This window comes from Chitinophaga horti, assembly GCF_022867795.2.
Lineage (GTDB): Bacteria > Bacteroidota > Bacteroidia > Chitinophagales > Chitinophagaceae > Chitinophaga > Chitinophaga horti.
Genome location: NZ_CP107006.1, coordinates 4859889 through 4886641 on the forward strand (window position 1 = coordinate 4859889; position 26753 = coordinate 4886641).

Here is a 26753-nt window from a genome sequence, read left to right on the forward strand (position 1 = left end):
ACAGCCCGGCTACTATTAATTTGTTATGTAATCAGGATTGCCCCATCCACAAAGCACCGCCCACACTGCTGCGTGATGCACCTGTCACGGATGACAGCACATTTTCCTCCTGCCTCCAGCGTAATGCGCCGATAAGGGCCATGATGATGGCTTCCTTGTAAGCGACCGTCTGTTCGTCCGGCACCACCACATCAATGCCCAATTGTTCCAGTTTATCGTGGATCCGTTGTACCAGGAAGGTGTTAAATGCACCGCCGCCTGTAATCAGCAGTTTCCTGGCTGGCGTGGCAGGCGTTATACCTGGATGCACTTTCAGGATAGCTTCGTATACCTGTTGCGCGATATGCTCCACGTAGGTGCGCAGTTTACCTTGTATGGAGATCGAATGCTCCGCGATCATGGGCAGCACTACGTCTGTCCCGAACTCGTTGGCGAGCGATTTAGGGTAAGATTGTCCGTAATAAGGCAAGGCATTCAGGCGGGCAAGCAAGGCTTCATCTACCACCCCATTTGCTGCCAGTGCGCCATTCTCGTCGTAAGCACGGCCGAGTTGCGACGCCAGGGCATTCAGCACCCGGTTAGCCGGACAAATATCAAAAGCAACAAAGTCGCCTACAGCTGTTTCGGAAGATATATTGGCGATACCGCCCAGGTTCAGCCAGGCGGCAAAGCCGGGCAGCAGCAGCTTTTCACCGATTGGAACGATAGGCGCACCTTGTCCGCCCAGCGCTACGTCCATCGCACGCAGATCGCTGATAACAGGCAGGCCGGTTACCGCGCTGATCGCCGCACCGTCGCCCAGTTGGGCCGTCATGCGTTGAGCGGGTTGGTGAAAAGTGGTATGGCCGTGCGAAGCGATGAAATGTACCTGGTGGTCCAGCTGATGTTGCTGAATGAAGGCGTTTACCTGCTCGCCCAGGTAGTGACCGTACGCGCTGTGCAACAGCATATAGTCCTGCGCCGGCAATTGCGTGGCGTTAGAAAGGCGTTGCAGCCATTCGGGGGAATAAGGCAGGCAGTCGGCTGCCAATATCTGGTAAGTCCATTGCCCGCGCACTTCCGTCAATTCTGCGAATACCACATCTAATCCATCGAGCGAGCTGCCAGACATTAAACCGATCACCTTATATACCATTACTGTTCTTTTTTGTGGCAAAGGTAAATTCATTGGCGGAAGAAAGTTTGAAAAAAATGACCACGGTTTATGGAATACGCCCTTTCGCCTGCATCCTGCTCACAGATCAAAAGAACATTCCATGAAAAAGTTACTCGCCACCCTGCTGGTCATCAGTGCTGCCTGCGCCTCTTTTGCGCAAAGCCGTCCTGCTGCCAATACCTCGCAACCGCTCACTCGCGTAGTGACGGGCATTGTTTACGACGAACTCGGGCAGCCTATAGCCGGCGCTTCGGTGCGCATTAACGGCACACAATCGGGTTCCACTACCAGTCCGACCGGAGGGTACAAACTCACGGTGCCACGGAAACGCACCATCCTGGATGGCACTTTCCTCGGTTATAATACGCAGTCCATTACGTTGCCAGACGGTAAGCGGGATACCACGATAAACTTCACACTCAGCCCTGCCACCCAAATGTTGCAGGATGTGGTGGTGGTAGGCTACGCCACGCAGCCCAAAAGGGCGATCACCGGCAGCGTAAGCACTATCGCAGCCGCGGAAATGAGCCACAGCCGCAAGAGTAAACAAATGGCGCCCCCCGCGCCGAGGTTTAATACAGAAGATTACAGCGGCATCCAGGAAAACATCTTTCACCAGGTGAAGAAGCAACCATTAAGCACCTTTTCGTCTGATGTGGACAGGGCATCCTATTCCAACGTTCGCCGTTTCCTGAACCAGGGCATGATGCCACCTATAGATGCGGTGCGCACCGAAGAACTGATCAACTATTTCGATTACAAATACACGCCTCCCACCACCGCCGATCCGGTAGCGATCCATACAGATATGGCTATATGTCCGTGGAACAGCGACAACCGCCTCGTGCGCATTGGCATACAGGGCAAAATTGTAGATGTAAAAGCGCTGCCTGCCTCCAACATTGTATTCCTGCTCGACGTATCCGGCTCCATGTCGGACCAGAACAAGCTGCCGCTGGTGAAACAGGCGTTGACCGCGCTGGTAGGACAATTACGCCCGAAAGACAAAGTGGCGATCGTCGTGTATGCCGGGGCGGCCGGGCTGGTATTGCCTTCGACTTCCGGTGACGAAAAGATGAAGATCCTGGATGCATTGAACCGGCTGGAAGCAGGCGGCTCTACCGCCGGTGGCGCAGGTATCGAACTCGCTTACAAAGTAGCAGTCGAAAACTTTATCGAAAAAGGGAATAACCGCGTAATCATCGCGACCGACGGCGACTTTAACGTAGGTGCCTCCAGTGATGGAGAGATGCAGCGACTGATAGAGGCCAAACGGGAAACCGGCATATTCCTGTCTGTACTGGGCTTAGGCATGGGCAATTACAAAGACAATAAGCTGGAAACCCTGGCGGACAAAGGGAACGGCAACTATGCCTACATCGATAACTTCGAAGAAGCACGTCGCATTTTCGTTACAGAGTTTGGGGGTACACTGTTTACCATTGCGAAAGACGTGAAACTGCAGGTGGAGTTCAACCCGGTGATGGTACAGTCGTACCGCCTCATTGGCTACGAAAACCGCGTGTTGCAGGACGAAGACTTTAACAACGACAAAAAAGATGCGGGTGATATGGGGGCAGGGCATACCGTTACGGCCTTATACGAGATCGTGCCCGCCGGGGGCAGAGTGGCACCGAATGAAATTGACCCGCTGAAGTACCAGGAGTACATCCCCACGAAAGCCAGGGACGCCAGGAACGAGGTGCTGACTGTAAAGGTGCGTTACAAACAACCAGAAGGGCGTAAAAGCATCCTTTTAAGCAAAGTACTCACCAGCAATATGCAAAGGATAGACGCTGCACCGGCAGACTTTCGCATGGCGGCAGCAGTAGCCGAGTTCGGGATGCTGTTGCGTAACTCCGAATTTAAAGGTAAATCAAGCTACGAACATGTGCTGCAGCTAGCTACCACGGCCAAGGGCGAGGATACGGAGGGATACCGTGCCGAGTTTATTCAGCTGGTTAAAAAGGCCGCTTTGCTGAAACCAACAGTGGCCATGGCAGATTAACTTTTTCCGTTAGGATGTGTCTTCTATATACCGGGGCGGCCTTCAGGCCGCTTCTTCTTTTTAAAACAACACGTATTTTGCAGCCGAATTGGCAATAAAGTGGTATTTTGAAACGGTAAAACGGTGTTAGCATGATCATTAATCTCAGCGAATTAAACTCTCTCGTAGGCGACTGGCTGGCAGATATACGCGATGTAGAAGTACAAAATGACCGGATGCGGTTCCGCCGCAACCTGGAAAGACTAGGTGAAGTAGCGGCCTATGAGATCAGTAAGATGCTGACTTTTGTGGACAAGGAAGTGCAGACGCCGCTAGGCACTGCCAATTGTATGGTCGTAAAAAATCAGCCGGTAATCGGTACAATATTACGGGCGGGGTTAGCGTTACATCAGGGTTTAGTAAATTATTTCGACCGTGCCGACCACGCTTATATTTCTGCTTACCGGAAACACAACCGCGACGGCTCCTTCGATATCAGCCTGGAATATGTTTCGTGCCCGGCTTTAGATGATAAAGTACTTATTCTTTCGGACCCTATGCTGGCGACCGGCGCCTCACTGGTGAAAACGATCGAACACCTCACCGTTTTTGGCAAACCGGCTCATATTCATATTGTTACCGCCATTGCGTGTACTATTGGCATCGAATACGTACAAAGAAATGCAGATGTGCCTTTAACTATCTGGGCAGGCGATGTGGATGATGAATTAACGGCTAAGGGATACATTGTTCCCGGACTGGGTGATGCAGGTGACCTGGCATTCGGGTCAAAAATGCAGCAGTAAGAGCCAATTTTTAGTATAAAAATCGAAGCGTATTATATAATTTTAATTTGAAATATGACATTATTCGTGTAATTTCACATTGTATAGTGTCTAAGCGTGTCTACCCTATACGAATAACCTGTATGAAACGATTACTACTATCTTTAGCCATAATCTTTTTCCTGATACGGCCTGCCAGCGCACAGGACCCTCACTTTACGCAATTTTTTGCGTCGCCGCTGACATTTAACCCGGCCTTTACGGGCTATTTTTCCGGAGACTTCCGTTTGGCGGCCAACTACCGCTCCCAGTGGCGTAGTATTGCCTCCCCTTTTATCACAGGCACAGTATCCGCCGACTTTTCTATTCTAAAAGATGTAATTGCCTATAACGACATCTGGGGCGTTGGGGTGATTGGTTTGTACGATAAAACCGGGGCCGGCGCACTCACGTCGAACTACATTGGTTTAAGTACAGCATACCATAAAGGTCTTGATCCGGAGGGACTGCATACATTGGGACTGGGCGTACAGGTGGCCTGGGTATCCAAACGAATAGATCCTTCCAAACTGATTTTTGAAAACCAGATTGATAATACCGGTTATAATCCAACGATTCCCAGCAACGAAAATATTCCGAACCCGAGCATCAGCTACCCCGATTTTAACGTGGGCCTGCTGTACAACGGCCTGGTGGGTGAAAACTCTAACCTGTACCTTGGTGCTTCTTATTACCATATTACACAGCCTACTGAAACTTTCATGAGCCAGAACAACAATCGCCTGAGTTACCGTTACACGTTCCAGGCGGGCGGTTCGTTCCCGGTAAATGGCAACAACCGTATTCACATGAGCGGTCACTACATGCGCCAGAACGAAGCAACGGAAACGGCCTTCGGCGGTGCTTACGGCTTTTTGCTGAACGGCATGCCCGAAACGCCCACCACTTTTTATATCGGCAGCTGGTATCGTTTGAAAGATGCGATCAATCCTTACGTAGCGTTGGAGCTGAATGGTCTTACAGTTGGCATGAGCTACGACCTGAACGTATCTACACTTAAGCCCGCTTCACAGTACCGCGGTGGTTTTGAGCTGTCACTCATTTACATTCGTCGACACAACGAAAACGCTAAGTATAAAACATTATGTCCACGCTTCTAAAGCGGAAGACTGTCTAAGCCTTTGCCCCTGCTAACCCAGGGGCTTTTTTTTACGGAGAAACGATAGGGCAGCAGCGCATCTTCCTTTGCATAGGCAACGCCAACGCGGGTGCCGGCCACTATTTGAGAGGCGGGCAGTTTTGACGGGCCGTCTTCTATCCAGATCTCATTGCCGGTTAAATCTATGCCTGTATAATTCGTTCGGATGCCAAGCGCTTTCGTAAGACTACCGGGGCCGGCCGTAAGCGTGTAATCCAGCTTATTTTTACCACATCTTTCCAGCATGATGTCGATACCTTCTACCGGTTCGAGCGCGCGTACCAGCACGGCATGCGGCACATCCTGTTTATTGGTGACTACGTTAAATAAGTGGTGAATGCCGTAGCACAGGTATACGTAAGCTACGCCGCCCGCCGCATACATGATCTCCGTACGCGCCGTGCGACGGGCGTTATAAGCGTGCGAAGCTTTGTCTTTCACACCGGCATAAGCCTCGGTTTCCACGATGATACCAGCTGTTCGCATACTGTTAAATTCTGTTACCAGCAGCTTTCCCAATAATGATTTTGCTATCTTACACACGTCCTGCTGTTCGTAAAAGTCGCGGGCGATTTTAGCCATCCTGAAAAAATGATTTAATTTAGAATACTGATCTAAGTTACTGGTAATGCACATTATGTCACATATAAAAATTTAATCGGTTTTGTTTTCGTTTAGAGAGTTCCTGGGCGCGTTGCAGGCTTATGGCAAGGCGCATCAATTTATCATTAAGCACAAGCTGTGGAAGTGGATCATCATTCCCGGTGTGATCTACTGTTTGCTGTTCATACTGGGTATTATTTTCGTGTGGAGTTACTCCGGCGACTTCGTGGAGTTCCTGTTTAACCTGCTGCCGTTAAAGATGTGGATGGCCGAGCTGGAGAACAGCTGGGTGAATTTTATATTCCTGCTGCTGGGCTTTTCGGTGCGTATTATCCTGCTGCTACTTTACTTTTCCTTCTTCAAATATTTATTCCTGATCGTCGGCTCGCCGGTATTTGCTTACCTGTCCGAAAAAACGGAAGCTATCATACAGCATAAAGATTTTCCTTTTAGCTGGAAGCAGTTGCTCGAAGACATTGCACGCGGTATCCGTTTATCGTTCCGTAATCTCTTGTACCAGAGCATGTACATGGCAGCGATATTCCTGCTGGCGTTTATCCCGGTAGTAGGCTGGATTACGCCGCTGGTCGCGCTGATCATCGAATGTTATTATTTCGGATTTTCGATGATGGACTACAGCTTCGAACGCCGCCGCTGGAGTATGCGGCAGAGCATTGTGTATATCGGTCAGCACCGGGGCATGGCCATCGGGAACGGGCTGGTATTTTATATCATGATGTTCGTACCCATTATCGGTTGGATCGTAGCGCCCTGTTATGCGGTGATTGCTGCTACTATTCACTTACAACAACAACGCCTGCCATGAGTACTATCGGAAAAGTATACCTGCTGCCTACTGTGCTGAGTCCTGATGCATTATTTTCCATTCCTCCATACATCACGGAGCGCGCCAGGCAGATCAAAGTGTTTTTTGTAGAGAACGAACGTACAGCCCGCCGCTACCTGAAAGCGCTGGACCGCCAGATCAATATCGATGAACTGGAACTACACCTGATGCACGAGAACCATCCACCCGACCTGAACGTTGCGAAGAAAGCATTACAGGCCGGTAAAGATGTAGGCATCCTGAGTGAAGCCGGCTGCCCCGCTATTGCGGACCCGGGCAACCTGGTGGTACAGGCGGCGCACAGCATTGGCGCCACCGTTGTTCCCATGGTAGGCCCCAGCTCGATCCTGCTGGCGTTGATGGCCTCTGGCATGAACGGGCAGAACTTCCAGTTTACAGGCTACCTGCCGGTGAAGTCACCGGAAAGGGGAAAGGCCATTAAGGAACTGGAACTGCAATCACAGAAGAACGGGCAAACGCAGATATTTATCGAGACACCTTACCGGAACGGGCAGATGTTGAAAGACGTACTCGCTAGCTGTAAAGACCAAACGATGCTCTGCATTGCTGCGGACCTTACCGCTCCGGAAGAATACATTCGTACCATGTCGGTAGCCGCCTGGAAGAAACTGCCGGAGCCACCGTTGCATAAGCGGCCGGCGATATTTTTGCTGATGGCGTAGATGTACTGGTGGAAATATTTTACTATAGCAAAGACAGTTGCGGAGGTTTGCTCCCTGCGGTAGCAATGACGGGCCTTTGATTGCTTCGTTTACGCCTACAGGTGATGATGGAACGTGATCCACCAATTGTTATTGCGAATGAAATGAAGCATACTTCCGCATCAGTTTGCACGCAAGATGCTCCAATTCATTCGCGACAAATCCATAATATAACTAAGGCAATGTTGTACCCGTCGGCGAATTGCTCACACTGATCACACTATCCACCACATACCTGCTCATTCCCCGCCACGGCAACGCCCCTTTGTACTCGCGGTAATGCACGTTTACCCATTTGCCGCTGTTGGCCATGAGTTGCCGGGCTACGCGCTCGTCCTCCACCGAAAACTGGAACTCGTTAGACTGAAAGGAACCTGAGCCCCCTTTGAAGCCAACCTGTATGATCTTGGCTTCGTAGGTCTTCCAGACGTAGCCTTTTTTCATGATGTAGTTAAGCTCGCCGGCGCGGGGGCCTTCGCCGAATACGAAGAAGAACTGGAACCACCCCCAGCTCACGATGGCCAGTACAATGACGGCTGCGATAATAAAAATGAAACGACGCATATAATGGCAAATGGTTTAAAGTCCGTGTTGATCTACCAGGTACAACAATGCTGCCATCGCCACGGCACCCAGCTCCAGCTCGCGTTTATTTACGGCTTCGAACACGTCGGACGCGGCATGATGTACATCAAAATAACGTTGCGAGTCGGGTGAAAGTTCACCCATGGGTGTTCCTATCGCGCGATGCAGGAAACCTACGTCCACACCGCCACCTGCTTCGTCAAAGTCATACAGGCCGTAAGGCAGCAACAGCGGTTTCCAGGAGATGATCTTCGCCCTTTTTGCAGGCTCCATTTCCAGCATAAAACCGCGCGGCGTAAAGCCACCGGCATCACTTTCGAGGGCAAATACATGCTGCTCATTTTTTGCCTTGGCTTCATCTGCGTATTTAGCAGCACCGCGGGCGCCGTTTTCTTCGTTGGCAAACAATACGACGCGCAACGTACGTTTGGGACGAATGCCTAGTGCTTTGTAAGCTCGCAGCACTTCAATAGACTGTACACAACCGGCTCCATCGTCATGTGCGCCTTCGGCCAGGTCCCAGCTGTCGAGGTGACCGCCCACTGTGATGTATTCATTCGGGAACTCACTGCCGCGGATGATGCCGATCACGTTATGGCCGATCGTATCGGGCAGCTTCTGACAATTGGTGTGCAGCGCGAGTTTCATGGACGGATCATTGGCGATGCGTTTACTGAAACGGTCGGCATCTTTCAGACCAATCGCCACTGCGGGTATCTTTGGCGCATCTTCCGCGTAATTGACAGAGCCAGTGTGCGGATGGTTATCGGTGCTATGCGTCATGGACCGCACCACTACGGCCACCGCGCCATACTTCGCGGCCCTGCTGGCACCCTGTCCGCGATACTTCACCGCATCGCCATAGGAATTAAAAGTTTTAACGTGTGTATCGATGAAGGGATAATTATAAAAGACGATCTTCCCCTTTACTTCGACTGCGCGCTGATCGAGTTCCTCGAAGGATTTCACTTCTATCACCGGCGCTGTAACACCCTTGGCACCCGTACCTACCGAGTTTCCCAATGCGGCGATGTTCAGCGGGGCCACCATGTCGCGGCGGTTGGAGATAATGCGGGCCTGCTCTTTTGTGCCCCTGATCCAATGAGGCACCATACATTCCTGCAGGTACACCGAATCGGCACCGGCGGCTTTGAGTGCGTTCACGCCCCATTTTTCGGCCTTCACCATGCCTTGTGAGCCTGCCAGGCGAGCGCCAATGGTTTTAGTGAGTACCCTTAAATCATCATAAGCTTTACTGTTGGAGAGAATTTCGTTGGCAATCCTTCGTATGTCCACGGAGTCCTTTGTTTGTGCAAAACTAAACTGGAAGGAACCGCAGGCCAGGATAAGTAATAAGTGCTTTTTCATTCAGCTGGTCCGGATTTTAAATTAAAGCTAATTAATTACCGCTGCTCCTGCAAATAGGGGCGATTTGAATTTTGTAGTTTACCTTCGCAGGCGAAACAGCAATTGTTGAGCGGCCGTATGCGGCCGACCGGAAAGGAACCAGCCAGAGCGATGTTTCCACGAAAGGCCGGCCTTGTGGGGCCGCAATTGTGTAATTATCTTAAAAACAACTTCATGCGTATAGGTATCGTGTGTTATCCGACCTATGGAGGAAGCGGGGTGCTGGCAACAGAACTCGGAAAGGCGCTGGCAGATAAGGGGCATATGGTGCACTTTATCACTTACCAGCAACCAGTACGTCTCAACGCCTTCCATGCGAATATTTACTATCACGAGGTACAGGTGCCCACCTATCCTCTTTTCGACTTCCCACCTTATGAATCTGCGCTTAGCAGCACCATGGTGGATGTGATCCTGAACCAGCAGCTGGACTTACTGCATGTACACTATGCCATTCCGCACGCCTCTACCGCATACATGGCGCAGCAGATCGTGGCCAAGCAAGGCAGACAAATACCGTTCATCACGACGCTGCATGGTACAGACATTACACTGGTGGGCAAGGATAAGACCTACGCCCCCGTAGTTACCTTCTCCATCAACGAGTCTAATGCCATTACAGCCGTATCCAACAACCTGCGCGAGGAAACGTTTAAGTCATTCCCGATCGATAAGGACATTGAAGTGATTTACAACTTCGTGGATACCGCGCGTTTTAAACGCCGCGAGCTGCCGCACTTTCGCCAGGCGATTGCGCCCAATGGTGAAAAGATACTGCTGCACGTATCCAACTTCCGTAAGGTGAAACGTGTACCCGATGTAGTGAAGATCTTTAAACAGGTACGTGAGAAGATGCCTGCCAAGTTATTACTGGTGGGTGATGGGCCCGACCGCCCGATGATCGAGTGTATGTGCCGCGAAATGAATCTCTGCGACGATGTACGTTTTGTAGGTAAACAGGAACAGTTGGAAGATGTGATGTCGATCGCCGACCTGTTCATCCTGCCTTCTGACTACGAAAGCTTTGGCCTGGCCGCACTGGAAGCCATGGCTTCTGAGGTGCCGGTTATTTCTTCCAATGCAGGCGGTTTACCGGAAGTGAACATCCACGGACAAACTGGTTATACTGCCGCTGTTGGCGATGTAGACCGGATGGCCGCGCACGCGATAGAAGCATTGCAGAACGAGGACTTATTGACTCGGCTGCGTAAGGGCGCGCTGGAACAGGCACTTCGTTTCCACATCGATAATATCATTCCGCAGTACGAGAAATTGTATGAAAAGCTGATCAGCTAATCAGCCTGCGTTAAAATAAAAATCCCGCAACGTTTACCGTTGCGGGATTTTTTATGTCGTTTATATCTTATCTCGGTGCGAGCCATGAACGTGGGTTCAGGCTGTTCTCACCGCTGTCTTTATAGATCTGGAATTCCAGCAGGTTCTTATTTTCTTCTGCATTGAACTGCACTGTTCCGAGCGACTGGCCGGTTTTTACCTTGTCGCCTTTCTTTACGGAATAAGAACTTAAGTGTACGTAGTTAGTGAAGTAACGGCCGTGTGAAATGATCACACTCCAGCCACTGCCTCCTCCCGCATTGTACACTGCCAGCACCTCACCATCGAAGGCGGCACGTACCGCGGCACCTTTCTGCGTAACGATCTGGATACCCATCGACTTCATCCTGATCTTCAGCTCATCTACCTGCTGCTCGCCCCACTCCGCTACTACTGTGCCCGAGGTCACCGGCCATGGCAGTTTACCGCGGTTATCTTCGAAGCGCCCCGAGAGATTAGCGAACTCGGAACCATCATTAAACATCGTAACCGGCTTTTCTGCAGCGGCAGGTTTAGCTGGAGGCGGTGTGGGTGTTGCCGGTTTCGCCGGTGGATTAGCGGCGTTATTGTTTTCAGTCGCATTGTTATTAGCGGCGGCAGCGGCGGCTTTGCGGGCAGCTTCCTCCGCAGCGGCACGTTTACGGCGCTCGGCTTCCGCGGCTTTACGGGCTGCTTCTTCCGCGGCGGCACGTTTACGCGCTTCCTCCATCTCACGATTGATGATCGTTCGAATGTTGGCCTGTATCCGTTGTTGCTCCTTTTTACTTTTTGCGATATCGGCGTTCAGTTCTTTTTCCTTACCGCGCAACTGGGTCACCAGCTCATTTTTCTCCTTACGGTCACGCTCCAGCACTTCGCGTTGCTCCTGCTCCGTTTTAAGCACTACGGCACGTTTACCACGCTGCTCTTCCAGGTTCTTCACTTTCAGTTTCAACTGCCCGGTGGTTTGCACAATATTGTCGGCCTGGCGCTTGCGGTATTCGCGGTAACGCTTCATGTACTCATAACGGCGTACGGCATCGTTAAAGCTTTGGGCAGAAAATACGAAGTTGAGCATGCCGTAGGTACCGCGGTTCTTATACGCGTACACTACCTGTTGTGCATATTGTGCCCTAAGTGTATCCAGGTCGCGCTCCAGCGTTTTTACATCGCGCAGGGCAGTATTGATATCCCCGTTTATAAAGTTGATCTCACCATTGATGTTGCGGATCATGCCTTCCCGGGTCTGTATCTTTTTACGCAGCGCGTTCAGCTGCATCAAACTTTGTTTGGAAGATTTTTTCGTTTCATTCAGTGCCGCCTGGGCTTCGGCCAGCTCCTGTTGCAGTTCCCTTTTCTGGCGTTCAAGTTCCTCCCGCGTTTGTTGTGCGTACACAATAGCAGGAACGGTAAAGGTGAGCAGCAAGATAAATGGGATAATTCTTTTCAATTGCAACATGATAAATTTAAAATGAGCCCGGTAAACTGTTATATAAACGATAAATATACAACGTTAATAATTAAAATTGATTGCCCACGAATAGCCGTTGACGTTTTATTCTTTGGTATAGTTGGCCGGTACACGGAACGGAATGGACACAGGCGAGTCAAACTCAATCTTATCTTTAAAGTCCATCGCGATCTTTAAAATGTTCTTCTCTTCTATATAAATGCGGCGCTGGGTGGGAAATTTGCGCCCCTGAACGTTCTTATATTCACCATAGGTGAGCTCGCAGGAACGGCCTGCCGCATCCTTGTCGGTGACTTTACTCTGCTGCAAGCCAAAATCATCGGCAAAAACATTGAACAGGCTCACCAGTTCCGGGTGCTGACAGGTAAACGATACCACGGAGTTGGTTTTTACGATATTGCTGATCGAGTCATTAAAATAGATGGCATTACCTACGAGCAGGTCCTGCAGGGTATTGAAGTCGAACGGAATGTTCAGGGTTTCGCGGGCCTGTGCAATGTCGCGCAGCATCACGGTCTTGTCTTTCCTGTTCACCAGTTTCAGACTGTCTTTCGTGATCATACAACGCACGACGTCATCCAGGATCAATACAGAAGCTGAGATCCAGATCACACTATCTTTGATCATACGAATGTTCACGCGGATATTATTGAAAGAGGTGCCTTTGTCGTTGGCGTAATCCACTTTCAGCTTTGCTTCAAATGTTTTGAAGTCGATGTGATTGGCCTTCATTTTTTCTACGATGCCTGCCGCCAGCGCGCGATCGGCTTCATTGGTGGCAGCAGAGGAATCTTTTTTCACAACGCCGGTCGTATCGGAAGGAAAGCTGGCCCGCGTAATCTTTTTAGCGGAACCGCAGGATAATAGCGCCAGGCTCAGGATGGCAACAATGCTTTGTAGTAAGACAGTTCTTCTCATGATTAAATTAGTTCGCTTAATGCCGGGGGCTCAGTTATTGCTGCGATGCAGCCCCTGGTTTAATATATCGTTTCTCTGCAATTTTCCTGGCCAGGCTGATGGACGATGCGCCCTTTTCTTTTGCCTGCTGCCAGTACATCACTGCTTTTTCTTCTTCTTTCAGGTTGAACAGGATATCGCCATAGTGCTCCAGCACGTCCGGGTCCTGTTGCGCCTGTGGGTGTTGTAATGCCTTTTCTATCCACTGCCGTGCCAATTCGTACCGGCCCATGCGGAATAATATCCAGGCATAGGTATCGAGGTATACCGGATTGTCGGGCCGCAACTCCAGGGAGTAGCGCGACATCTGCTCGGCCTTTTCCAGCTTTTCGCCGCGCATCGACAGGTAATAGCTGTAGTTATTCAGTACTACATCATCCTTCGGACGAATGGCCAGTGCGTTATCGTAACTACTGTCCGACAGGCGGTGCTGCCCCGTCGCGTGGTACACATCGCCCAGCAGGGCATATACGTCCGCACGATAACGCGGTTCGCCTGCGCCGATCTGTAAAGAGCGATTGAGCGATTTTACGGCCTTATCGTACTGCTGCTTAAAGTAGTTCGCCATGCCGTTGAAGTAGAATCCCATAAACTCCTGCGGGAATAACTGGGTGGCGGTTTCGCTCACATGTAACAGCGAATCTGCCTGGTCGTTGCGGGAGTATAACCACATCAGCTGGTACCAGACGGTAAACCGCGAGCTATCCAGCGTTACCGCCTTGCGATAGTTCACCAGCGCACTGTCAATGATATCGGCCTGCGAAAACATATCTGCACGCAGGGCAAATGCTTTTGCTTCCTCCGGATGGGCATTGATGATCAGGTTACTGAGCAGCAGGCCTTCTTCCAGTTTGGCACTGTCCAGGGACTGCATTTGCAGGTATGGAAAAACATACGCTACTTTTTCATCGATGCTGTAGTCGGGATTAGCGAAGGCGCGGGTCAGGAACTTCCAGTAGTCGTCCATCCGGCGTTCCTTTTTAGCGTACGTGGCAAATGCGATCAGCGCACGCGGATGGTAAGGATCTTTCTGCAGGATGGTATCGTACATGGCTTTCGCCTGGGGAATCATGTCGTTGGCGTCGTACAATTCGGCGAGCAAAAGGTAATAACGCGGCTCGTCCGGATTCAACTCTACCAGTTTGTGGATTTCGGCCGCGGCTTCATCCAGGCGGTTTAGTTTGACGAGCAGCTTTTGCCGCTGGTACACTACCTCTTCAACGGGACCGGTTTTTTCTTCCAGCTTCGTGAAAACGTTCAGCGCCTCGGTCAACTTATCTGCCCGGGAAAGGAAGGCGCCATGGTTAAACTTGTAGTCGTCGTTTTCGGGGAACTGGCGGCTTAATGTAGCGTATACGAGGGCAGCACTGTCGAACATTTCGTTTACGGCGAAGGCATCTGCCAGCGCCATTTTGAACCATTTGTTCGTACTGTCCAGCACTACGGCTTTACGCGTGAAGCCCAGTGCATATTGCGCGTTACGCAGCTCCATGAACAGGCGGCCTACTTCGTAATAAGCAGTGGCATTGTCCGGGTCGAGGCGAAGACAATCGGAGTAGTGGGTAATAGCGGTGCGATAGTCCCCCAGCATTTTAGATCGTTGTGCGGCATAGAAAAAGCTGTCCGCACGCTGTTGCAGCAGGCCGGGGTCTCTGATAACAGACACGCGGCCACGCTGTGCGTTTTTGCCGGACTTGCAGGCGGCAGCCCACAAACCGGCCATGATCAATATGATGCTAAGGGTCGTACGCATATTACGATTTCCCGGTATGACCAAAGCCGCCTGCGCCACGTTCCGTATCGGTCAGTTCGGCTGCTTCGGTTATTTTCACCTGTACTACCGGCGCAATCACCATTTGTGCAATGCGGTCGGCATGCTGAATGGTTTGCGGTTCGTTAGACAAGTTGATGATAATTATTTTGATCTCTCCCCTGTAATCTGCATCTATCGTGCCGGGCGTGTTTAACAGGGTAAGACCTTGTTTGATGGCCAGACCGCTGCGTGGGCGCACCTGCGCTTCGTAACCGGAAGGCATTTCCATGAACAGGCCGGTTGGTACCAGCGTACGTTCCAGCGGTTGCAGGGTGATGGGTGTTTCGAGGTTAGCGCGAAGGTCCATACCAGCCGCGTCGGACGTAGCATAAGCCGGCAATGGATTGTCGGACTTATTAATGAATTTGACTAAAATATCTGCCATTTAACAAAGGTATTGTGATTCACTCATTATCAGAAAGAAAAAGCCTATCGTACGCTGCTCTGCTGCTTTTCGAGCAACACGGTAGCATAGGCGACTACGCCTTCTTCCCGGCCCACAAATCCCAGCTTTTCGGTGGTGGTAGCTTTAATGGATACTTCGTCTGTCGTAAGCTCCAGCAGTTTGGCAATCACCTCCTGCATCTGCGGCACGAACGGTTTTATTTTAGGTGCCTGCAGGCAAAGCGTTGCGTCCATATTCACTACGCTGAAGCCTTTCTCTGCGATCAGTTCCATACTGCGCTTTAACAGGATCTTACTGTCAATGTTTTTGTAAGTCTGGTCCGTGTCGGGAAAATGTACACCGATGTCGCCCAGCGCAGCTGCGCCCAGCATGGCATCACAAATTGCGTGTAACAAAACGTCTGCATCACTATGACCTAATGCGCCTTTTTCATGCGGCACCAATACGCCACCTAACCAAAAATCCCTGCCCTCTACCAATTGGTGAAAGTCTACACCAAAGCCGATTCTTAAATTACTCATCCTTATAATTGCTTAATAATAATGTTAATACGACTGGCCGCTAAGTTAGGCTTTAAAAAGTTAAAAGCCTGTTTAAAAGGAACGTCCCCCGCAGCAGTACTACGGGGGACGTTCACCCTATATCTTCAGTAATAACTACTCGTCGCGGGAAAGATCGAAAGTAAGCGTGAAGCGCAGTGTGTTAGACAGTGGGTTCTTCTGAATGCCTGTACCAGAAGGCACCAGGTAGGAGAAGTTAAGCCCGAAGATGTCGTATTTCACACCTAAACCGGCCGTGAAGTACTTGCGGTTACCTTTCGTTCTATGCTCGCTGAAATAACCGGCCCTCACCGCAAACTGGTCGTTGTACCAGTATTCCGCACCGGCAGAGTACATCAGCTCATGTAATTCTTCTTTGAAAGATGCGTCGCCGAAGGAGCTGAAAATAGCGCCCACTGCGTCTTTATCAGGATACTGACCCGTTGCGGTATCTGGTGTAGGTACCAGCAGTTTGTTGATATCCAGTGCAAGAGAGATCTTATTGTATTCGTCGATACCGAAGGTATAAGCAGCACCCAAACCGAGGTTAGTAGGCAGGTAATCCTTTTTGTCGGCGGCGCGGGTGTAGGAGATCCTGCTACCTACGTTGGTAATGGCAAAACCCAGGCTGAGGGCGTTGTTGGCAGAACCATCTTCTTTCTCGTATTCTTTGGTATAGTAACCCGAAACGTCGGCTGCAACGGCGCGGCCCGGACGAATATTCTGCCCGTCGAGGTTACCGGAAGCCAGGTTAGAGTTAATGAAACGTAAAGCCACGCCCATACCGAAGTTTTCACTCAAACGACGCGCATAACCTGCGTCGATCGCGAACTCGCGGGGGCGATAGTTACCGAGCGAGCCACCGGTAAAGTCGGTAAACTCGATGGTACCCAGTGAAAAATAACGCAATGAACCCGATACGGCGGAATTCTCATCCAGTTTTGTATATCCGCTCACCGTAGCGAGGAACACGTCGTTCACCAGCTCTTTCAGCCAGGGAGTGTAAGTAACGGCTACTGCGGAGTTTTTGGAAGCAAATGGCACCTTTGAAAGGTTCCAGAAAATGGAGTTGGCATCCGGCGAAATGGCGATCCCAACGTCGCCCATCGCACCGCTTCTGGCATCTGGGGAAATACGGAGAAAGGGAACGGCAGTATTAATAGCATTCATTCTTCCGTCGAGCCTGCCGGTGGAAAGTGTATCCTGAGCAAAAGCTTTTTGGGTAAGGGATAAGGAAAGAATACATGCTACAGCCGTTATTATCCTTCGATACATTGCAATATTTGATTTAATGTGAGTTTATCAGATGTAAAAATAATATCTAATTTGTATTATTCAAGCAAAGAGATATTTAAACGACTAGTTCCACTTGCCTTTAATATGTAATTTATAATAATATGAGCTTCCCGCCAAACTTTTTTGATTTGCCCTGTCTGTTGTCGATTAATAGCTCATACACATATATTCCATGGGGCACTCTAACTCCCGAGTCGGCTCTTCTGTTCCAAATAATGCCATCATAACGGCCGCCGGAACTATTTATTGTATGCTTCAGGGTGCGTACCAGCTGGCCCTGAAGACTAAAAATCCGTACAACTATATCAAGGTCAACATTTTGTTGGTTATGAGAAAAAAAGAACTTTGTTTCCTCTCTCACCGGGTTGGGATAGTTCCCCACCTTTTCCACTGCCAGGGCCTTACTGTTCCGCACCGTGAACCGGATCTGGATGGTACCTGAGTTATTATGGGTATCCCAGGCGCGGATGGTTAAGGTGTGCGTGCCTTCCGTTAACCCGCTGATAGGGTAACGAATAGTGCCCTGCCGGTAATCGTCTTTCGTGGCTTCGTAAAAGTCGTTAAGTACGAAATACCTGCTGCTGTCGTCCAATATGGCTACAATGTCATGTCCAATACCCCGGCCGGTCGTGTTGATCCCGTTTTCGTCCGAAAGATGGATGAGCAGTACGGCGTTTTCGCCGGTGAGCCCTCCGTTAGTGAAGCTAAAATCGTTCATCCAGGCTTTAAGCGAGGGGCCCTGCTGATCGTTGGCTGATGAAGCGGCGCCACTTATCGTTACACTATTATAAAAACCCGCTCCGTCCTGTTGTTTGTTATAAGTATAGTAGCTGATTCTTCCTGTACCAGGCTTATAATCAATGTCTGCCGGCACTACAAAGGTATGACTAAACCTTCCATTTACCACACTTGCGCGGCCTTTAAATAAAATATTATGCTCCTGCATAAAGGGCGTTACACTACTGCCCGGGTCGTTGCCGCGTGTCACCAACTGCTCGGGCTTATCGTAAATCGTTACTTCCAGGTCGCCATTGTAACCCGCCGCCAGCTGACCGTCCACATTGGTTACGCTCCCGCTGAAGGTATACTTGCCCAGCGCCTTTAACGTATCAGTAGCGCCCACGGGCACGCCATTGATCGAATCTGCCCGCACCTTCAACCCGGGGAAAGCCAGTGTAAGCGCCGGATCGCCCAGCAGCTGGAACTTACGGTTGTTCACTACATCGGTAAAACTGCTGTAGGTAAAGTTCTTCGCCAGCATGGCCGCCCGTCCCAGGCTGGGCATGTTCCCGTCCACGTCCGGCGCAAAGGCCAAACGGATATAGTTGGCGTTCATCACCAGGTTGGAATAAGCGAATACGGCACGGGTAGTGGTCATCAATGCGATGGCACCGCCCTTTTCGCGAAGGATCATCTTTTCGCCCAGTGAAGTATAAGCTGGATTATCGAAGGGCGCAAAGTCGCAGGTAGCGGTGATCATCAGGGGCAGGCGGTGTTCGTTGTTCCAGGTGTCCATCATACTTTCGTCGAGCAGCACTTCTTCACCGAGACGTAAAAAGCTGCCATGGCCGGTGTAGTTCCAAACGAGCGTACCGTTGAACATACCGGCGTTGATGGCATCATTCACGGCCGGATAGCGGGTACCGCCGGCCAGCGATGCCTGCGGATAGGCATCTGCATAAATCTTCTGCACGCCGAACTGGGGGCTTTCCTGTACGATAATATTGCTCACGGTTTCGGCATCTTCGAGGTGCAGGTTGCCATCCTCATCGTCGGCCACGAAGGTCATGCGATTGCGCCAGGCGCCAAAGGCCTGGGGGCTATGGTAACCGATGATCTTATCTACCATAACGCCGGCCTCCGCGGGTGTTTTGGCGGGCAGGCGGCCGATGGCAATATCTAACAGGCTGATGGGCGACCAGGTGTTCACGTCGTCGTTATCATCCAACAAGCCGAAGAAGTCGTCGGAAGCGTAGGAATTGATCTGATCTGCCGAAGCGGGACTTTGCCAGGTAGGCACCAGGTTGGTGTTGCCCGTTACCCGGTTTTTATAATCGTACGATGCATCGCCGAACAACAACAGGTACTTCGGAGCCGGACCTTTATCATAGCACATCTTAAGGAAGTCGCGGATGGCAGATGGGTCCTGCCGGCCGGAAGCAAACTCGTTATAGATCGTCGCGGGCGTTACGACGAGACTACTTAACCCATCGCGTTGCTGGTGGTAAGCTGCCAGTCGTTGCGCCTGCGCCTGTAATTCGGGCGCTGTAATAATCACCATACCTGGCGCCGTTTCCCCGTGCAAGTCCTGGTTGCCGACTGCACCAATGAACCGCGGTGCGGGCAAACTGGCCGCCTGGAAGGCAACATACTCGCGCAACACACTGCAGTCGCGGATAAAACGCAAGGTATCTGCCGAAAAGCTGGCATTTACCTGCACCGGCTCCAGGGCATTGGTCACGTCCCACACCTGTGCATTCACACCGGCCAGCTTAAAAAGCCCGGTGCTGCCGGCGGCAACGCTTTGCCGGTCGCGGAACAGCATTTGACCTTCAGAAGGAGCGGCCAGCTTCGCGCGGCCATGTAGTTCTATAAAGTCTACCCAGCCCTGCGCACCACCTGCCGGAACAAATTGTACGCCCACAGTGGCGGAATTGGCGGTGCCGGTTACGGGCAGCAGGCTATTCACCGAGGTTACCTGGGTTTCGAATACGTTACCGCTGATCGGGTCGGGGTACAGGGCCTGCACCTGCGATTGGTTCATGAGTATGTTGAAACGGCTGCTGCCCACGCTTTTCGCTGCTACGGAAGCACGAATAAATACATTGGTAAGGCCACCCGCAGGCACTGTAAACGGGTAATTACGGCTGGACGCATTGGCGTTCATTTCCTCATCCAGCCAGCGTTGCCCACTACCCAATACATTCACCTTATCGTTTTCTGTATAAGCACGGAAGTCGTAAGTGGTAATCGTTTTACCGGCAGCCGGCTGACCGTTATCCAACACCACCCGCTTACCTGTTCCGCCGATTTTCAGGAAATAATAGGCAGTGTCCGCATACAGATGTGACTGATGCTGAAAATGTTGTGCGTTAGGCTGCCATGCTTCATTGCCGGACGTATAAAATAAAATGTAATCGTTGCCGTTAATAGTACCGTCACCTCCGTCGTGTATGTAGATCGCGTTTTCAGGAATATCATCGAAACGGGGGCTGGCATTATCTTCCGGCAGCATAGCGCCACCGTATCCAAACAATCGTACGGAGGCGGAAGAAAGATTTAAAGTATTAATTCCCATACTATTAAGCAGGGAAATGTCTATCTTGTACACGCCCGGACCGGTAACCGCCAGTTTATAGCAGCTGCCGTCGGCCAGTACGGAATGGGAAGCATAAGTTCTTTGGGCATAAGCTTTGATGCCTGTGCAAAGGAATAAAATGAGCAGGAAGGGAACACGGGATATCGCCATTGCAAATGCAGCCTGGTTTTTACAAACCTACAGTAAGCAGTGGATATTCCAAACCCCGGAGTGTGGAAAATAAGTGTAAAACGGGGTAAAAACCCTAAACAAGGCACTGATCTTTAATCGGAAGCATGACCTATCAGGCATGCATTTACAGATTAATTATTTTTGCTATGAAATAAAAAATATTACATTTGCGTTTACCTATTGAAATATCTTATAAAAAGCTGAATTACATGCGTAGATTAACCTCCTTATCACTGCTCGTAGGCGCCGGAATCATACTCGGCGGTGCTACCTCTTGTAATAAAGACGGTGGCGGCGGCCTGTTCGGGAAAAAGAAACAATCTTCTTCTGCCACAGGTTGGGCTTACAACGATAAAAAAATGGGCGGCTTCAGCGTCGCTAAGAACGTGGACCAGCAAACTGGTCCTGGTCTCGTTTTCGTACAGGGCGGTACTTTCGCCATGGGTGCGACCGAGCAGGATGTGATGATGGAATGGAACAATATCCCCCGCAGGATCACGGTTTCCTCCTTCTACATCGATGAAACGGAAGTTTCCAACGTACACTACCGCGAGTACCTGTACTGGCTTACCCGCATGTACAACGAATCATTCCCCGAAGTCGTGCGCAACGCCCTCCCTGACACCCTGGTCTGGCGTAGCGAGCTGGCTTACAACGAGCCACTGGTAGAGTACTACTTCCGCCACCCGGCTTATAATGATTATCCGGTAGTAGGCGTAACCTGGAAACAGGCCACCGACTACGCTAAATGGCGCTCTAACCGCGTAAACGAAAAACTGCTGATGGATGCAGGCCTGCTTTCTAAGGCAGACATTACCAACCAGGCAGATGATAATACATTCGACAGTAAGTCTTATATGGCCGGCCTGTACGAAGGCACGCCGGGCAAAATGTCCAAAGGTGCTAAAAAGCAGTTCCAGAACCCCGATGGTACGCCGCGTGGCGCACAGTTCGAAGATGGTCTGATGCTGCCGAACTACCGCCTCCCGACAGAAGCTGAGTGGGAGTACGCTGCCCTCGGTTATATCGGCCAAAACCCGAACCCTTCCAAAAAAGAAGGCAACAGGGGTGAAGAGTTGATCATGAACAAACAGATCTACTCCTGGGGAACTAACAACTCCGGCCTCCGCGACATCCGCCGCGGTAAATGGCAGGGTGAGTTCCTGGCGAACTTCAAACGTGGCTCCGGCGACAACATGGGTATGGCAGGCGGCCTGAACGACCGTGCCTCTATCCCCGCCGCCGTTAGCACTTACTTCCCGAATACTTTTGGTATCTATAACATGTCTGGTAACGTAAGCGAGTGGGTACAAGACGTTTACCGTCCCCTCACGGCGATCGACGGCGACGACTTTAACTACTTCCGTGGTAACAAATTCCAGACGGTATACCTGAACTCAGAGAACGAACTGGAAAAAGACAGCCTGGGTCAGCTCCGCATGCGTGACGTAACGGATGAAGAGAGCGCCAGCCGCCTCAACTACCAGAAAGGTGATGTAATCAACTACCTCGATGGTGACTCCCTGTCACTGGTAGAGTATGGTTACGGTATTACCACCCTCATCAACGACAAATCCCGTGTGATCAAAGGTGGTAGCTGGAACGACCGCGCTTACTGGCTGTCCCCGGGCACCCGCCGCTTCATGCAGGAAGACATGGCCACTAACACGGTAGGTTTCCGTTGCGCGATGGACCGCGTGGGTAGCCCCGAAGGCAACAAGTTCAAAACCGGCAACCTGTTCCGCAAACAGCGCCAGAAAAGATAATTCAGCTTAAACTACGCTATACAAGGGCTGTATCCTCGGGATACGGCCCTTTTTCTTTTTTGTAACCCGGCATTTGTTCCCCTTCTCACCCGCCGTCGCACGCTTCAACCATTGAGCACTCGTGGCCAAGCACCTATTGACACAATCGTCCGGGGCGCACTTTCGCCCCAGGCCGCGAATCGCCAGCGCCAAAAGTTAAAATACCATCACCGCAAACACCTCTTTTTTTCCCAAATCGCTTCCTCCGACAGGCATCCTTCTACATAAGAAGCTGCATCCTTATTGAATCCTAGGTAGATCCTTCGTAAATACTTCGCAAATAATTCGTATATCATTCGTATGTATACGAACCATATACGAAGGATGTACGAACCATATACGAAGGATGTACGAAGGATGCATGGAGGATGTAGCCAGGATTCTTATACTATATTACCGGGTTGAGGGGAGGACTGCTGTTGAAGGGAGCGACGCAACGGCGGATGGGGAGAAAGGCTGAAGCTGGTGACATAAAAAAAAGCGCCCCGTAAAGAGCGCTTTCCTATAGTTGACAGGACTTATTTCCACATCTCCAGTATCTCCTCGGTGTGCCGTTTACTTTGCGGCTTGCGAATGATCTTGTGGATGATGCCTTTTTCGTTAATCAGGAAGGTGGTGCGGTGGATGCCGTCGAAGATGCGGCCCATGAATTTCTTTTCTCCCCACACGCCGTACTGGTTAAGAATGGTGCGGTCTTCGTCGGCCAGTAAGGTGAAGGGCAGGCTGTTTTTCGTGATGATCTTCTGGTGGCTCTTTTCTGAGTCGGCGCTTACGCCTACCACCTCGTAGCCCTGCGCGGTAAGATCCGCGTAGTTATCACGGAGGTTGCAGGCCTGCACGGTGCAGGTGGCGGTACTGTCTTTCGGATAGAAATAAAGCACTACTCTTTTGCCTTTAAAATCATTGAGCGACACCTTCTTTCCGTTCTGGTCGATCCCTTTAAATATGGGCGCTTTGTCGCCTTCTTTCAAATGAAACATCTGTGCTTTATCGTTTGAATTTAATCGTATAGGTAGCCTCGTTGCCGGCAATGTCGTAGGCAGTTACTACCAGTTCGTGATTGCCTGGCAAACAATGCTCATCGAAGGTATAAGTGATCGTATTGCCTTTGCGGGAGCACAACAGCCATTTGCCATCCAGGTCGGCGCGATAGGATTTGATACCGCTGGCATCGCTGAGGGTGAATGACATCCTGGTGAGCGCCCCTGCGTTCATGCCGGTCTTAACACCACCTACCGGCGTGATCTTTGGCTTCACGGTATCAATCGCGAGCTGGAAATCACCAAAATCGCGGAAAGACGCTTTGAACCAGCCATCTTCATAAGTGGCGGCGGCCACACTGCTGCCCAATCCACTGCGTTTCATCACCATCTTACTTTGCAGGTGAGCGGGAACAGCTTTCGTAGGCCTTATGCGCACGTTAAAGTTGCTGTGGACCGGCACCAGCGCGGTGTGCAGGCGATACGTGTTGGAATACGCCCCGGCAGTTGCATTTGCCAACTCTGTATAGCGGAAACAAATGCGGTCGTAGATCGAACCTTCTTCCAGGAAAAACTCCACCTGGTTGTTCTCGAATATGTTACGCGAATCGGTGAACATGGTGTTGGCACAAGCCCCTTCGGCAGGCGACTTGCTTTCCTGTTGTAAGGAAAAGCTTACAGTCGAGGTATTACCATTTGCATCCTTCACTTCCACTTTCATGGCGTGCGGTCTACCGTCCGATAAATCAACCATACCGTTTTCGCCACGCAGGTCGTGGTAAATGCCAAGCGGGTTACCGGGCAGGGCGTACATGAGCTGCACATACGGGCCACCACCTTTCTTCATCTTGTAATCCACGTGCGCATTGAGGTAGCGGGTTTCGTCGTAGCCAATATCATCGAGCAGGAAACCGCTTAAGGGCACATTATTATCGTACACGATCGCCTGGAAAATACCGTTCGGGTTATCCGAATTACTTTGCCTGTCCAGCGCACCAATGGCCACGCCGGCTTTGTCGGTATTCACTTTTACCAATGGTTTGGCGGCTACGTACTGACCGGCCTTATTACGCGTCACCGCTACCATTACAGGCGTTTGCTCGTACAGGCTGCGGTTGCGGTCGTAAATAGCGATACGTTGTATTTCGGGCGCACGGGTATCGGGCACGCCGAAGCCGAACAGCAGGCCGTTCAGGGGCTTTTCTGTCTTTGTATCTCTTATTTCAAAGTGCAGGTGCGGACCTGCAGAGCCGCCAGTGTTACCGCTCCAGGCAATGAAATCGCCCTTCTTCACGGGGAAGAGGTGCGCGGGAATCACCAGGTCGATGGCCCAGCTTTGCTGGTCGTATTGTTTTTGCTTTACGTATTGCTCGAGGGTTGGAAAGAAACGGTTGAGGTGGGCGTACACAGTCGTATAGCCATTTGGGTGCGTGATATATACCACGTTACCAAAGCCGGTGTGCGATATGCCGATGCGGCTTACGTACCCTTCGGCGGCGGCCAGTACTCTCAGGTTCTCACGTTGCTGGGTTTTAATGTCCAGGCCGGAGTGAAAGTGATTGGGACGAAGTTCACCGAAGTTGCCCGCCAACAGGATGGGAATTTCGAGTGGATTGCGGAAATACCCTTTGGGATAGCTCTTCACGGGAAGGTCCTGTGCAAATGCCAATGCCGGTGCTAAAAGAAAAAGGCCGATTAATTTCTTCATCCTGCAAATGTAAGGATAAAGGAATAACCGGCCTTTCCGCTTATAAATGCGCATGGCTACAAACGTCGGCGTATATCGGCCAGCAGCTCTACAAAAGCCATGTTTTCGCGGATGTGTGGCTCCCAGGCCAGGCCCATCGCGCAAAGATCGTACTCCTTTACGATGGTGGCGCCGGGCTTACCTTCTTCTGTACCTAAGATCCACACCATGTCTGATATGGCAGCGGCGTTCTCAATATCGTGACTTACGATGATGAGCGTATTGTGTTCATTGAGCGTAGATATCTTTTGCAGCAGCGCCGTTACGCGATCGATCATGAGTACGTCCAGACCCGAAAAGGGCTCATCCAGCAATATAAAACGGTTGCCCGTAAGCACCTGCTGTATGATACTCACCCGCTGCCGCTGGCCACCGCTCAGCTGCGCCGGGTATTTTTTCAGGTGTTCCTGCAATTCAAAAGCCTTCGCGTATTCATCAATCAGCTTTCTTTTGGCGGCGTCATTTAATCCACCCCCTGCACTGTCCACCCCGATCTTTAAGTTTTGATAGATCGTGCGGTGATTGAACAGCATGTAGTTTTGCGGCACGATGCCTACTTCTCCCGGCTTCACGATATGCTGATCTTCATCGATGCGCACCGTGCCGGTAACAGGTTGCAGCAATCCGGACAGGATGCGGAACAGTTGTGTTTTGCCGATGCCGCTGCGACCTACGAGCGACACCACCTGCCCCTGGTGCAAACCTTCGCGGTGAATATCGCGGATAGCAAAGTTTACATCGCGCAGTACAACCTTGTCGCCATACTGCATGCCTATATTTTCTGCGCTCAATAACACTTCGTGTTTGGTATATGCACTCATCGGCGTACGGTTAATTTAGTGTAAGGAAATAGCCAGTGCCGCAGCGCGCCCAGCAGGTAATCGAACAGTAAACCAATGATGAAGATGATGACGAGCGTGCCAAATACCACATCAAGCTGCACGTATTTGTTCGCACGAATGAGCATGACGCCCAGGCCGCCTTCACTCATACTTAGCCCTTCAACAGAGGTAATCATCAGCCAGGCGATCGCAAAGTTCTGTCGCATTACTTCAAACACCTGATCGAGCCGGCCGACGATCACCACCTCCCAGAGCGACTTCCAGCTGTTCATGCGAAGGGTGGTACATAGTTCAAATTCCTGCGCGTGAATGTTGTCGATCACACTTAACAGCGAGGTCACAAAAAAAGGAACGATACCGAATATGAGCAGGCTTAATTTAAGCTGGTGGCCATTTTGCGTAAGTAATGTAAACAGGAAGATCAACCCTGTCAACGTGAGGTAACGGCACTTGATCACGAATCGGGCAAAAGGCTGAAACACGGGTACGATGGACAAATAACTGATCAGCAAAGCGATCACGATACTGATGCCCATACCTTTGATAGTGAGGGCCAGACTGGCGAACAGGTTGTCTGCGAAGTCGGGCATCTGTATAATATGTCCTAATGCAGCCATTACTTTGGCTGGCGTGGGAATGAGTCCGCCGCCGGTTAACTGCCAGGCTACCAGCGCCAGCAGCACTTCCGTCACGATCAGCAGCGTGAGCGTACGTTTATTCAGTATCCGCAGCGGCTCAAAGAATTGTCGTAAACGTTGCATGTTAAAGGATTTAAGAGCATGCTGCACTTACGGGCGCAGCAT

At 50.9% G+C, this 26753-nt stretch carries 22 protein-coding genes; 7 read left to right on the plus strand and 15 right to left on the minus strand.

What is annotated here, in order from left to right:
* Nucleotides 1-31 precede the first annotated feature (31 nt).
* Complete coding sequence (locus MKQ68_RS19500) at nucleotides 32-1168, minus strand: anhydro-N-acetylmuramic acid kinase (protein ID WP_264280566.1); 1137 nt, start codon at nucleotides 1166-1168, stop codon at nucleotides 32-34.
* 88 nt (nucleotides 1169-1256) lie between these two features.
* Here MKQ68_RS19500 and MKQ68_RS19505 point away from each other — a divergent pair, with 88 nt between their 5' ends.
* From MKQ68_RS19505 to MKQ68_RS19515, 3 genes are all read left to right on the plus strand, one after another.
* On the plus strand, nucleotides 1257-3164 hold the full coding sequence (locus MKQ68_RS19505) for a vWA domain-containing protein (protein WP_264280567.1): 1908 nt from the start codon (nucleotides 1257-1259) through the stop codon (nucleotides 3162-3164).
* 131 nt (nucleotides 3165-3295) lie between these two features.
* The gene (gene upp / locus MKQ68_RS19510) at nucleotides 3296-3949 is read left to right on the plus strand and encodes a uracil phosphoribosyltransferase (protein WP_244842457.1); all 654 of its coding nucleotides are present in this window, start codon (nucleotides 3296-3298) and stop codon (nucleotides 3947-3949) included.
* A gap of 122 nt (nucleotides 3950-4071) precedes the next feature.
* Nucleotides 4072-5088 (plus strand): PorP/SprF family type IX secretion system membrane protein, encoded by a 1017-nt coding sequence (locus tag MKQ68_RS19515; protein ID WP_264280568.1) that lies wholly within the window; start codon nucleotides 4072-4074, stop codon nucleotides 5086-5088.
* Here MKQ68_RS19515 and MKQ68_RS19520 read toward each other — a convergent pair.
* Nucleotides 5085-5708 (minus strand): DNA-3-methyladenine glycosylase, encoded by a 624-nt coding sequence (locus tag MKQ68_RS19520; RefSeq protein ID WP_264280569.1) that lies wholly within the window; start codon nucleotides 5706-5708, stop codon nucleotides 5085-5087. The two genes, MKQ68_RS19515 and MKQ68_RS19520, sit on opposite strands and share 4 nt — an antisense overlap.
* 82 nt (nucleotides 5709-5790) lie before the next feature.
* Here MKQ68_RS19520 and MKQ68_RS19525 point away from each other — a divergent pair, with 82 nt between their 5' ends.
* Together MKQ68_RS19525 and MKQ68_RS19530 are read left to right on the plus strand one after the other, a co-directional pair.
* On the plus strand, nucleotides 5791-6555 hold the full coding sequence (locus tag MKQ68_RS19525) for an EI24 domain-containing protein (RefSeq protein WP_264280570.1): 765 nt from the start codon (nucleotides 5791-5793) through the stop codon (nucleotides 6553-6555).
* Nucleotides 6552-7259 (plus strand): SAM-dependent methyltransferase, encoded by a 708-nt coding sequence (locus MKQ68_RS19530; protein WP_264280571.1) that lies wholly within the window; start codon nucleotides 6552-6554, stop codon nucleotides 7257-7259. Before MKQ68_RS19525 ends, MKQ68_RS19530 begins: the two co-directional genes overlap by 4 nt.
* Nucleotides 7260-7472: 213 nt before the next feature.
* Here MKQ68_RS19530 and MKQ68_RS19535 read toward each other — a convergent pair whose 3' ends face one another.
* Both MKQ68_RS19535 and MKQ68_RS19540 read right to left on the minus strand, forming a co-directional pair.
* Nucleotides 7473-7862 (minus strand): hypothetical protein, encoded by a 390-nt coding sequence (locus MKQ68_RS19535; protein ID WP_264280572.1) that lies wholly within the window; start codon nucleotides 7860-7862, stop codon nucleotides 7473-7475.
* Nucleotides 7863-7877: 15 nt separating this feature from the next.
* Nucleotides 7878-9251, minus strand: coding sequence for a M20/M25/M40 family metallo-hydrolase (locus MKQ68_RS19540; RefSeq protein ID WP_264280573.1), 1374 nt, complete (start codon nucleotides 9249-9251; stop codon nucleotides 7878-7880).
* Between the two features lie 213 nt (nucleotides 9252-9464).
* Between MKQ68_RS19540 and bshA the strand changes: the two genes are divergently transcribed.
* Nucleotides 9465-10586, plus strand: a complete 1122-nt coding sequence (gene bshA, locus MKQ68_RS19545; protein WP_244842465.1) for an N-acetyl-alpha-D-glucosaminyl L-malate synthase BshA — start codon at nucleotides 9465-9467, stop codon at nucleotides 10584-10586.
* Between the two features lie 67 nt (nucleotides 10587-10653).
* Here bshA and MKQ68_RS19550 read toward each other — a convergent pair whose 3' ends face one another.
* The 7 genes from MKQ68_RS19550 to porU form a co-directional block, all read right to left on the minus strand.
* Nucleotides 10654-12054, minus strand: coding sequence for a murein hydrolase activator EnvC family protein (locus tag MKQ68_RS19550; protein WP_264280574.1), 1401 nt, complete (start codon nucleotides 12052-12054; stop codon nucleotides 10654-10656).
* Between the two features lie 105 nt (nucleotides 12055-12159).
* Nucleotides 12160-12993 carry a lipoprotein insertase outer membrane protein LolB1 gene (gene lolB1, locus MKQ68_RS19555; protein ID WP_264280575.1) on the minus strand — a complete coding sequence of 278 codons (834 nt, stop codon included), beginning with the start codon at nucleotides 12991-12993 and terminating at the stop codon, nucleotides 12160-12162.
* 34 nt (nucleotides 12994-13027) lie between these two features.
* Nucleotides 13028-14785 (minus strand): tetratricopeptide repeat protein, encoded by a 1758-nt coding sequence (locus MKQ68_RS19560; RefSeq protein WP_264280576.1) that lies wholly within the window; start codon nucleotides 14783-14785, stop codon nucleotides 13028-13030.
* A gap of 1 nt (nucleotide 14786) precedes the next feature.
* Nucleotides 14787-15230 (minus strand): dUTP diphosphatase, encoded by a 444-nt coding sequence (gene dut, locus MKQ68_RS19565; protein ID WP_244842472.1) that lies wholly within the window; start codon nucleotides 15228-15230, stop codon nucleotides 14787-14789.
* Between the two features lie 44 nt (nucleotides 15231-15274).
* A complete protein-coding gene (ispF, locus tag MKQ68_RS19570; RefSeq protein ID WP_244842473.1) occupies nucleotides 15275-15772 on the minus strand; it encodes a 2-C-methyl-D-erythritol 2,4-cyclodiphosphate synthase in 498 nt (165 codons plus the stop codon).
* Between the two features lie 135 nt (nucleotides 15773-15907).
* Nucleotides 15908-17065 carry a type IX secretion system outer membrane channel protein PorV gene (gene porV, locus MKQ68_RS19575; protein ID WP_264280577.1) on the minus strand — a complete coding sequence of 386 codons (1158 nt, stop codon included), beginning with the start codon at nucleotides 17063-17065 and terminating at the stop codon, nucleotides 15908-15910.
* A 112-nt stretch (nucleotides 17066-17177) separates the two neighbouring features.
* A complete protein-coding gene (gene porU, locus MKQ68_RS19580; RefSeq protein ID WP_264280578.1) occupies nucleotides 17178-20555 on the minus strand; it encodes a type IX secretion system sortase PorU in 3378 nt (1125 codons plus the stop codon).
* Nucleotides 20556-20785: 230 nt separating this feature from the next.
* Here porU and MKQ68_RS19585 point away from each other — a divergent pair, with 230 nt between their 5' ends.
* Nucleotides 20786-22342, plus strand: coding sequence for an SUMF1/EgtB/PvdO family nonheme iron enzyme (locus MKQ68_RS19585; RefSeq protein WP_264280579.1), 1557 nt, complete (start codon nucleotides 20786-20788; stop codon nucleotides 22340-22342).
* 557 nt (nucleotides 22343-22899) lie between these two features.
* Here MKQ68_RS19585 and bcp read toward each other — a convergent pair.
* From bcp to MKQ68_RS19605, 4 genes are read right to left on the minus strand one after another with little or no spacing between them, the layout of a single operon-like run.
* A complete protein-coding gene (gene bcp, locus MKQ68_RS19590) occupies nucleotides 22900-23361 on the minus strand; it encodes a thioredoxin-dependent thiol peroxidase (protein ID WP_244842483.1) in 462 nt (153 codons plus the stop codon).
* Between the two features lie 7 nt (nucleotides 23362-23368).
* On the minus strand, nucleotides 23369-25069 hold the full coding sequence (locus MKQ68_RS19595; protein WP_264280580.1) for a peptidoglycan DD-metalloendopeptidase family protein: 1701 nt from the start codon (nucleotides 25067-25069) through the stop codon (nucleotides 23369-23371).
* Nucleotides 25070-25125: 56 nt separating this feature from the next.
* Nucleotides 25126-25929 (minus strand): ABC transporter ATP-binding protein, encoded by an 804-nt coding sequence (locus tag MKQ68_RS19600; RefSeq protein ID WP_264280581.1) that lies wholly within the window; start codon nucleotides 25927-25929, stop codon nucleotides 25126-25128.
* Nucleotides 25926-26711, minus strand: coding sequence for an ABC transporter permease (locus MKQ68_RS19605; RefSeq protein ID WP_264280582.1), 786 nt, complete (start codon nucleotides 26709-26711; stop codon nucleotides 25926-25928). The genes MKQ68_RS19600 and MKQ68_RS19605 overlap by 4 nt, the downstream gene beginning before the upstream one ends.
* Nucleotides 26712-26753 lie beyond the last annotated feature (42 nt).

Coding starts and splice junctions, on each gene's coding strand:
- MKQ68_RS19595 (WP_264280580.1), bottom strand. CDS start 25,069: ATGAAGAAATTAATCGGCCTTTTTCTTTTAGCACCGGCATTGGCATTT.
- porU (WP_264280578.1), bottom strand. CDS start 20,555: ATGGCGATATCCCGTGTTCCCTTCCTGCTCATTTTATTCCTTTGCACA.
- upp (WP_244842457.1), top strand. CDS start 3,296: ATGATCATTAATCTCAGCGAATTAAACTCTCTCGTAGGCGACTGGCTG.
- MKQ68_RS19605 (WP_264280582.1), bottom strand. CDS start 26,711: ATGCAACGTTTACGACAATTCTTTGAGCCGCTGCGGATACTGAATAAA.
- bshA (WP_244842465.1), top strand. CDS start 9,465: ATGCGTATAGGTATCGTGTGTTATCCGACCTATGGAGGAAGCGGGGTG.
- MKQ68_RS19535 (WP_264280572.1), bottom strand. CDS start 7,862: ATGCGTCGTTTCATTTTTATTATCGCAGCCGTCATTGTACTGGCCATC.
- MKQ68_RS19515 (WP_264280568.1), top strand. CDS start 4,072: ATGAAACGATTACTACTATCTTTAGCCATAATCTTTTTCCTGATACGG.
- dut (WP_244842472.1), bottom strand. CDS start 15,230: ATGGCAGATATTTTAGTCAAATTCATTAATAAGTCCGACAATCCATTG.
- lolB1 (WP_264280575.1), bottom strand. CDS start 12,993: ATGAGAAGAACTGTCTTACTACAAAGCATTGTTGCCATCCTGAGCCTG.
- MKQ68_RS19600 (WP_264280581.1), bottom strand. CDS start 25,929: ATGAGTGCATATACCAAACACGAAGTGTTATTGAGCGCAGAAAATATA.
- porV (WP_264280577.1), bottom strand. CDS start 17,065: ATGTATCGAAGGATAATAACGGCTGTAGCATGTATTCTTTCCTTATCC.
- MKQ68_RS19520 (WP_264280569.1), bottom strand. CDS start 5,708: ATGGCTAAAATCGCCCGCGACTTTTACGAACAGCAGGACGTGTGTAAG.
- bcp (WP_244842483.1), bottom strand. CDS start 23,361: ATGTTTCATTTGAAAGAAGGCGACAAAGCGCCCATATTTAAAGGGATC.
- MKQ68_RS19540 (WP_264280573.1), bottom strand. CDS start 9,251: ATGAAAAAGCACTTATTACTTATCCTGGCCTGCGGTTCCTTCCAGTTT.
- ispF (WP_244842473.1), bottom strand. CDS start 15,772: ATGAGTAATTTAAGAATCGGCTTTGGTGTAGACTTTCACCAATTGGTA.
- MKQ68_RS19585 (WP_264280579.1), top strand. CDS start 20,786: ATGCGTAGATTAACCTCCTTATCACTGCTCGTAGGCGCCGGAATCATA.
- MKQ68_RS19500 (WP_264280566.1), bottom strand. CDS start 1,168: ATGAATTTACCTTTGCCACAAAAAAGAACAGTAATGGTATATAAGGTG.
- MKQ68_RS19560 (WP_264280576.1), bottom strand. CDS start 14,785: ATGCGTACGACCCTTAGCATCATATTGATCATGGCCGGTTTGTGGGCT.
- MKQ68_RS19505 (WP_264280567.1), top strand. CDS start 1,257: ATGAAAAAGTTACTCGCCACCCTGCTGGTCATCAGTGCTGCCTGCGCC.
- MKQ68_RS19530 (WP_264280571.1), top strand. CDS start 6,552: ATGAGTACTATCGGAAAAGTATACCTGCTGCCTACTGTGCTGAGTCCT.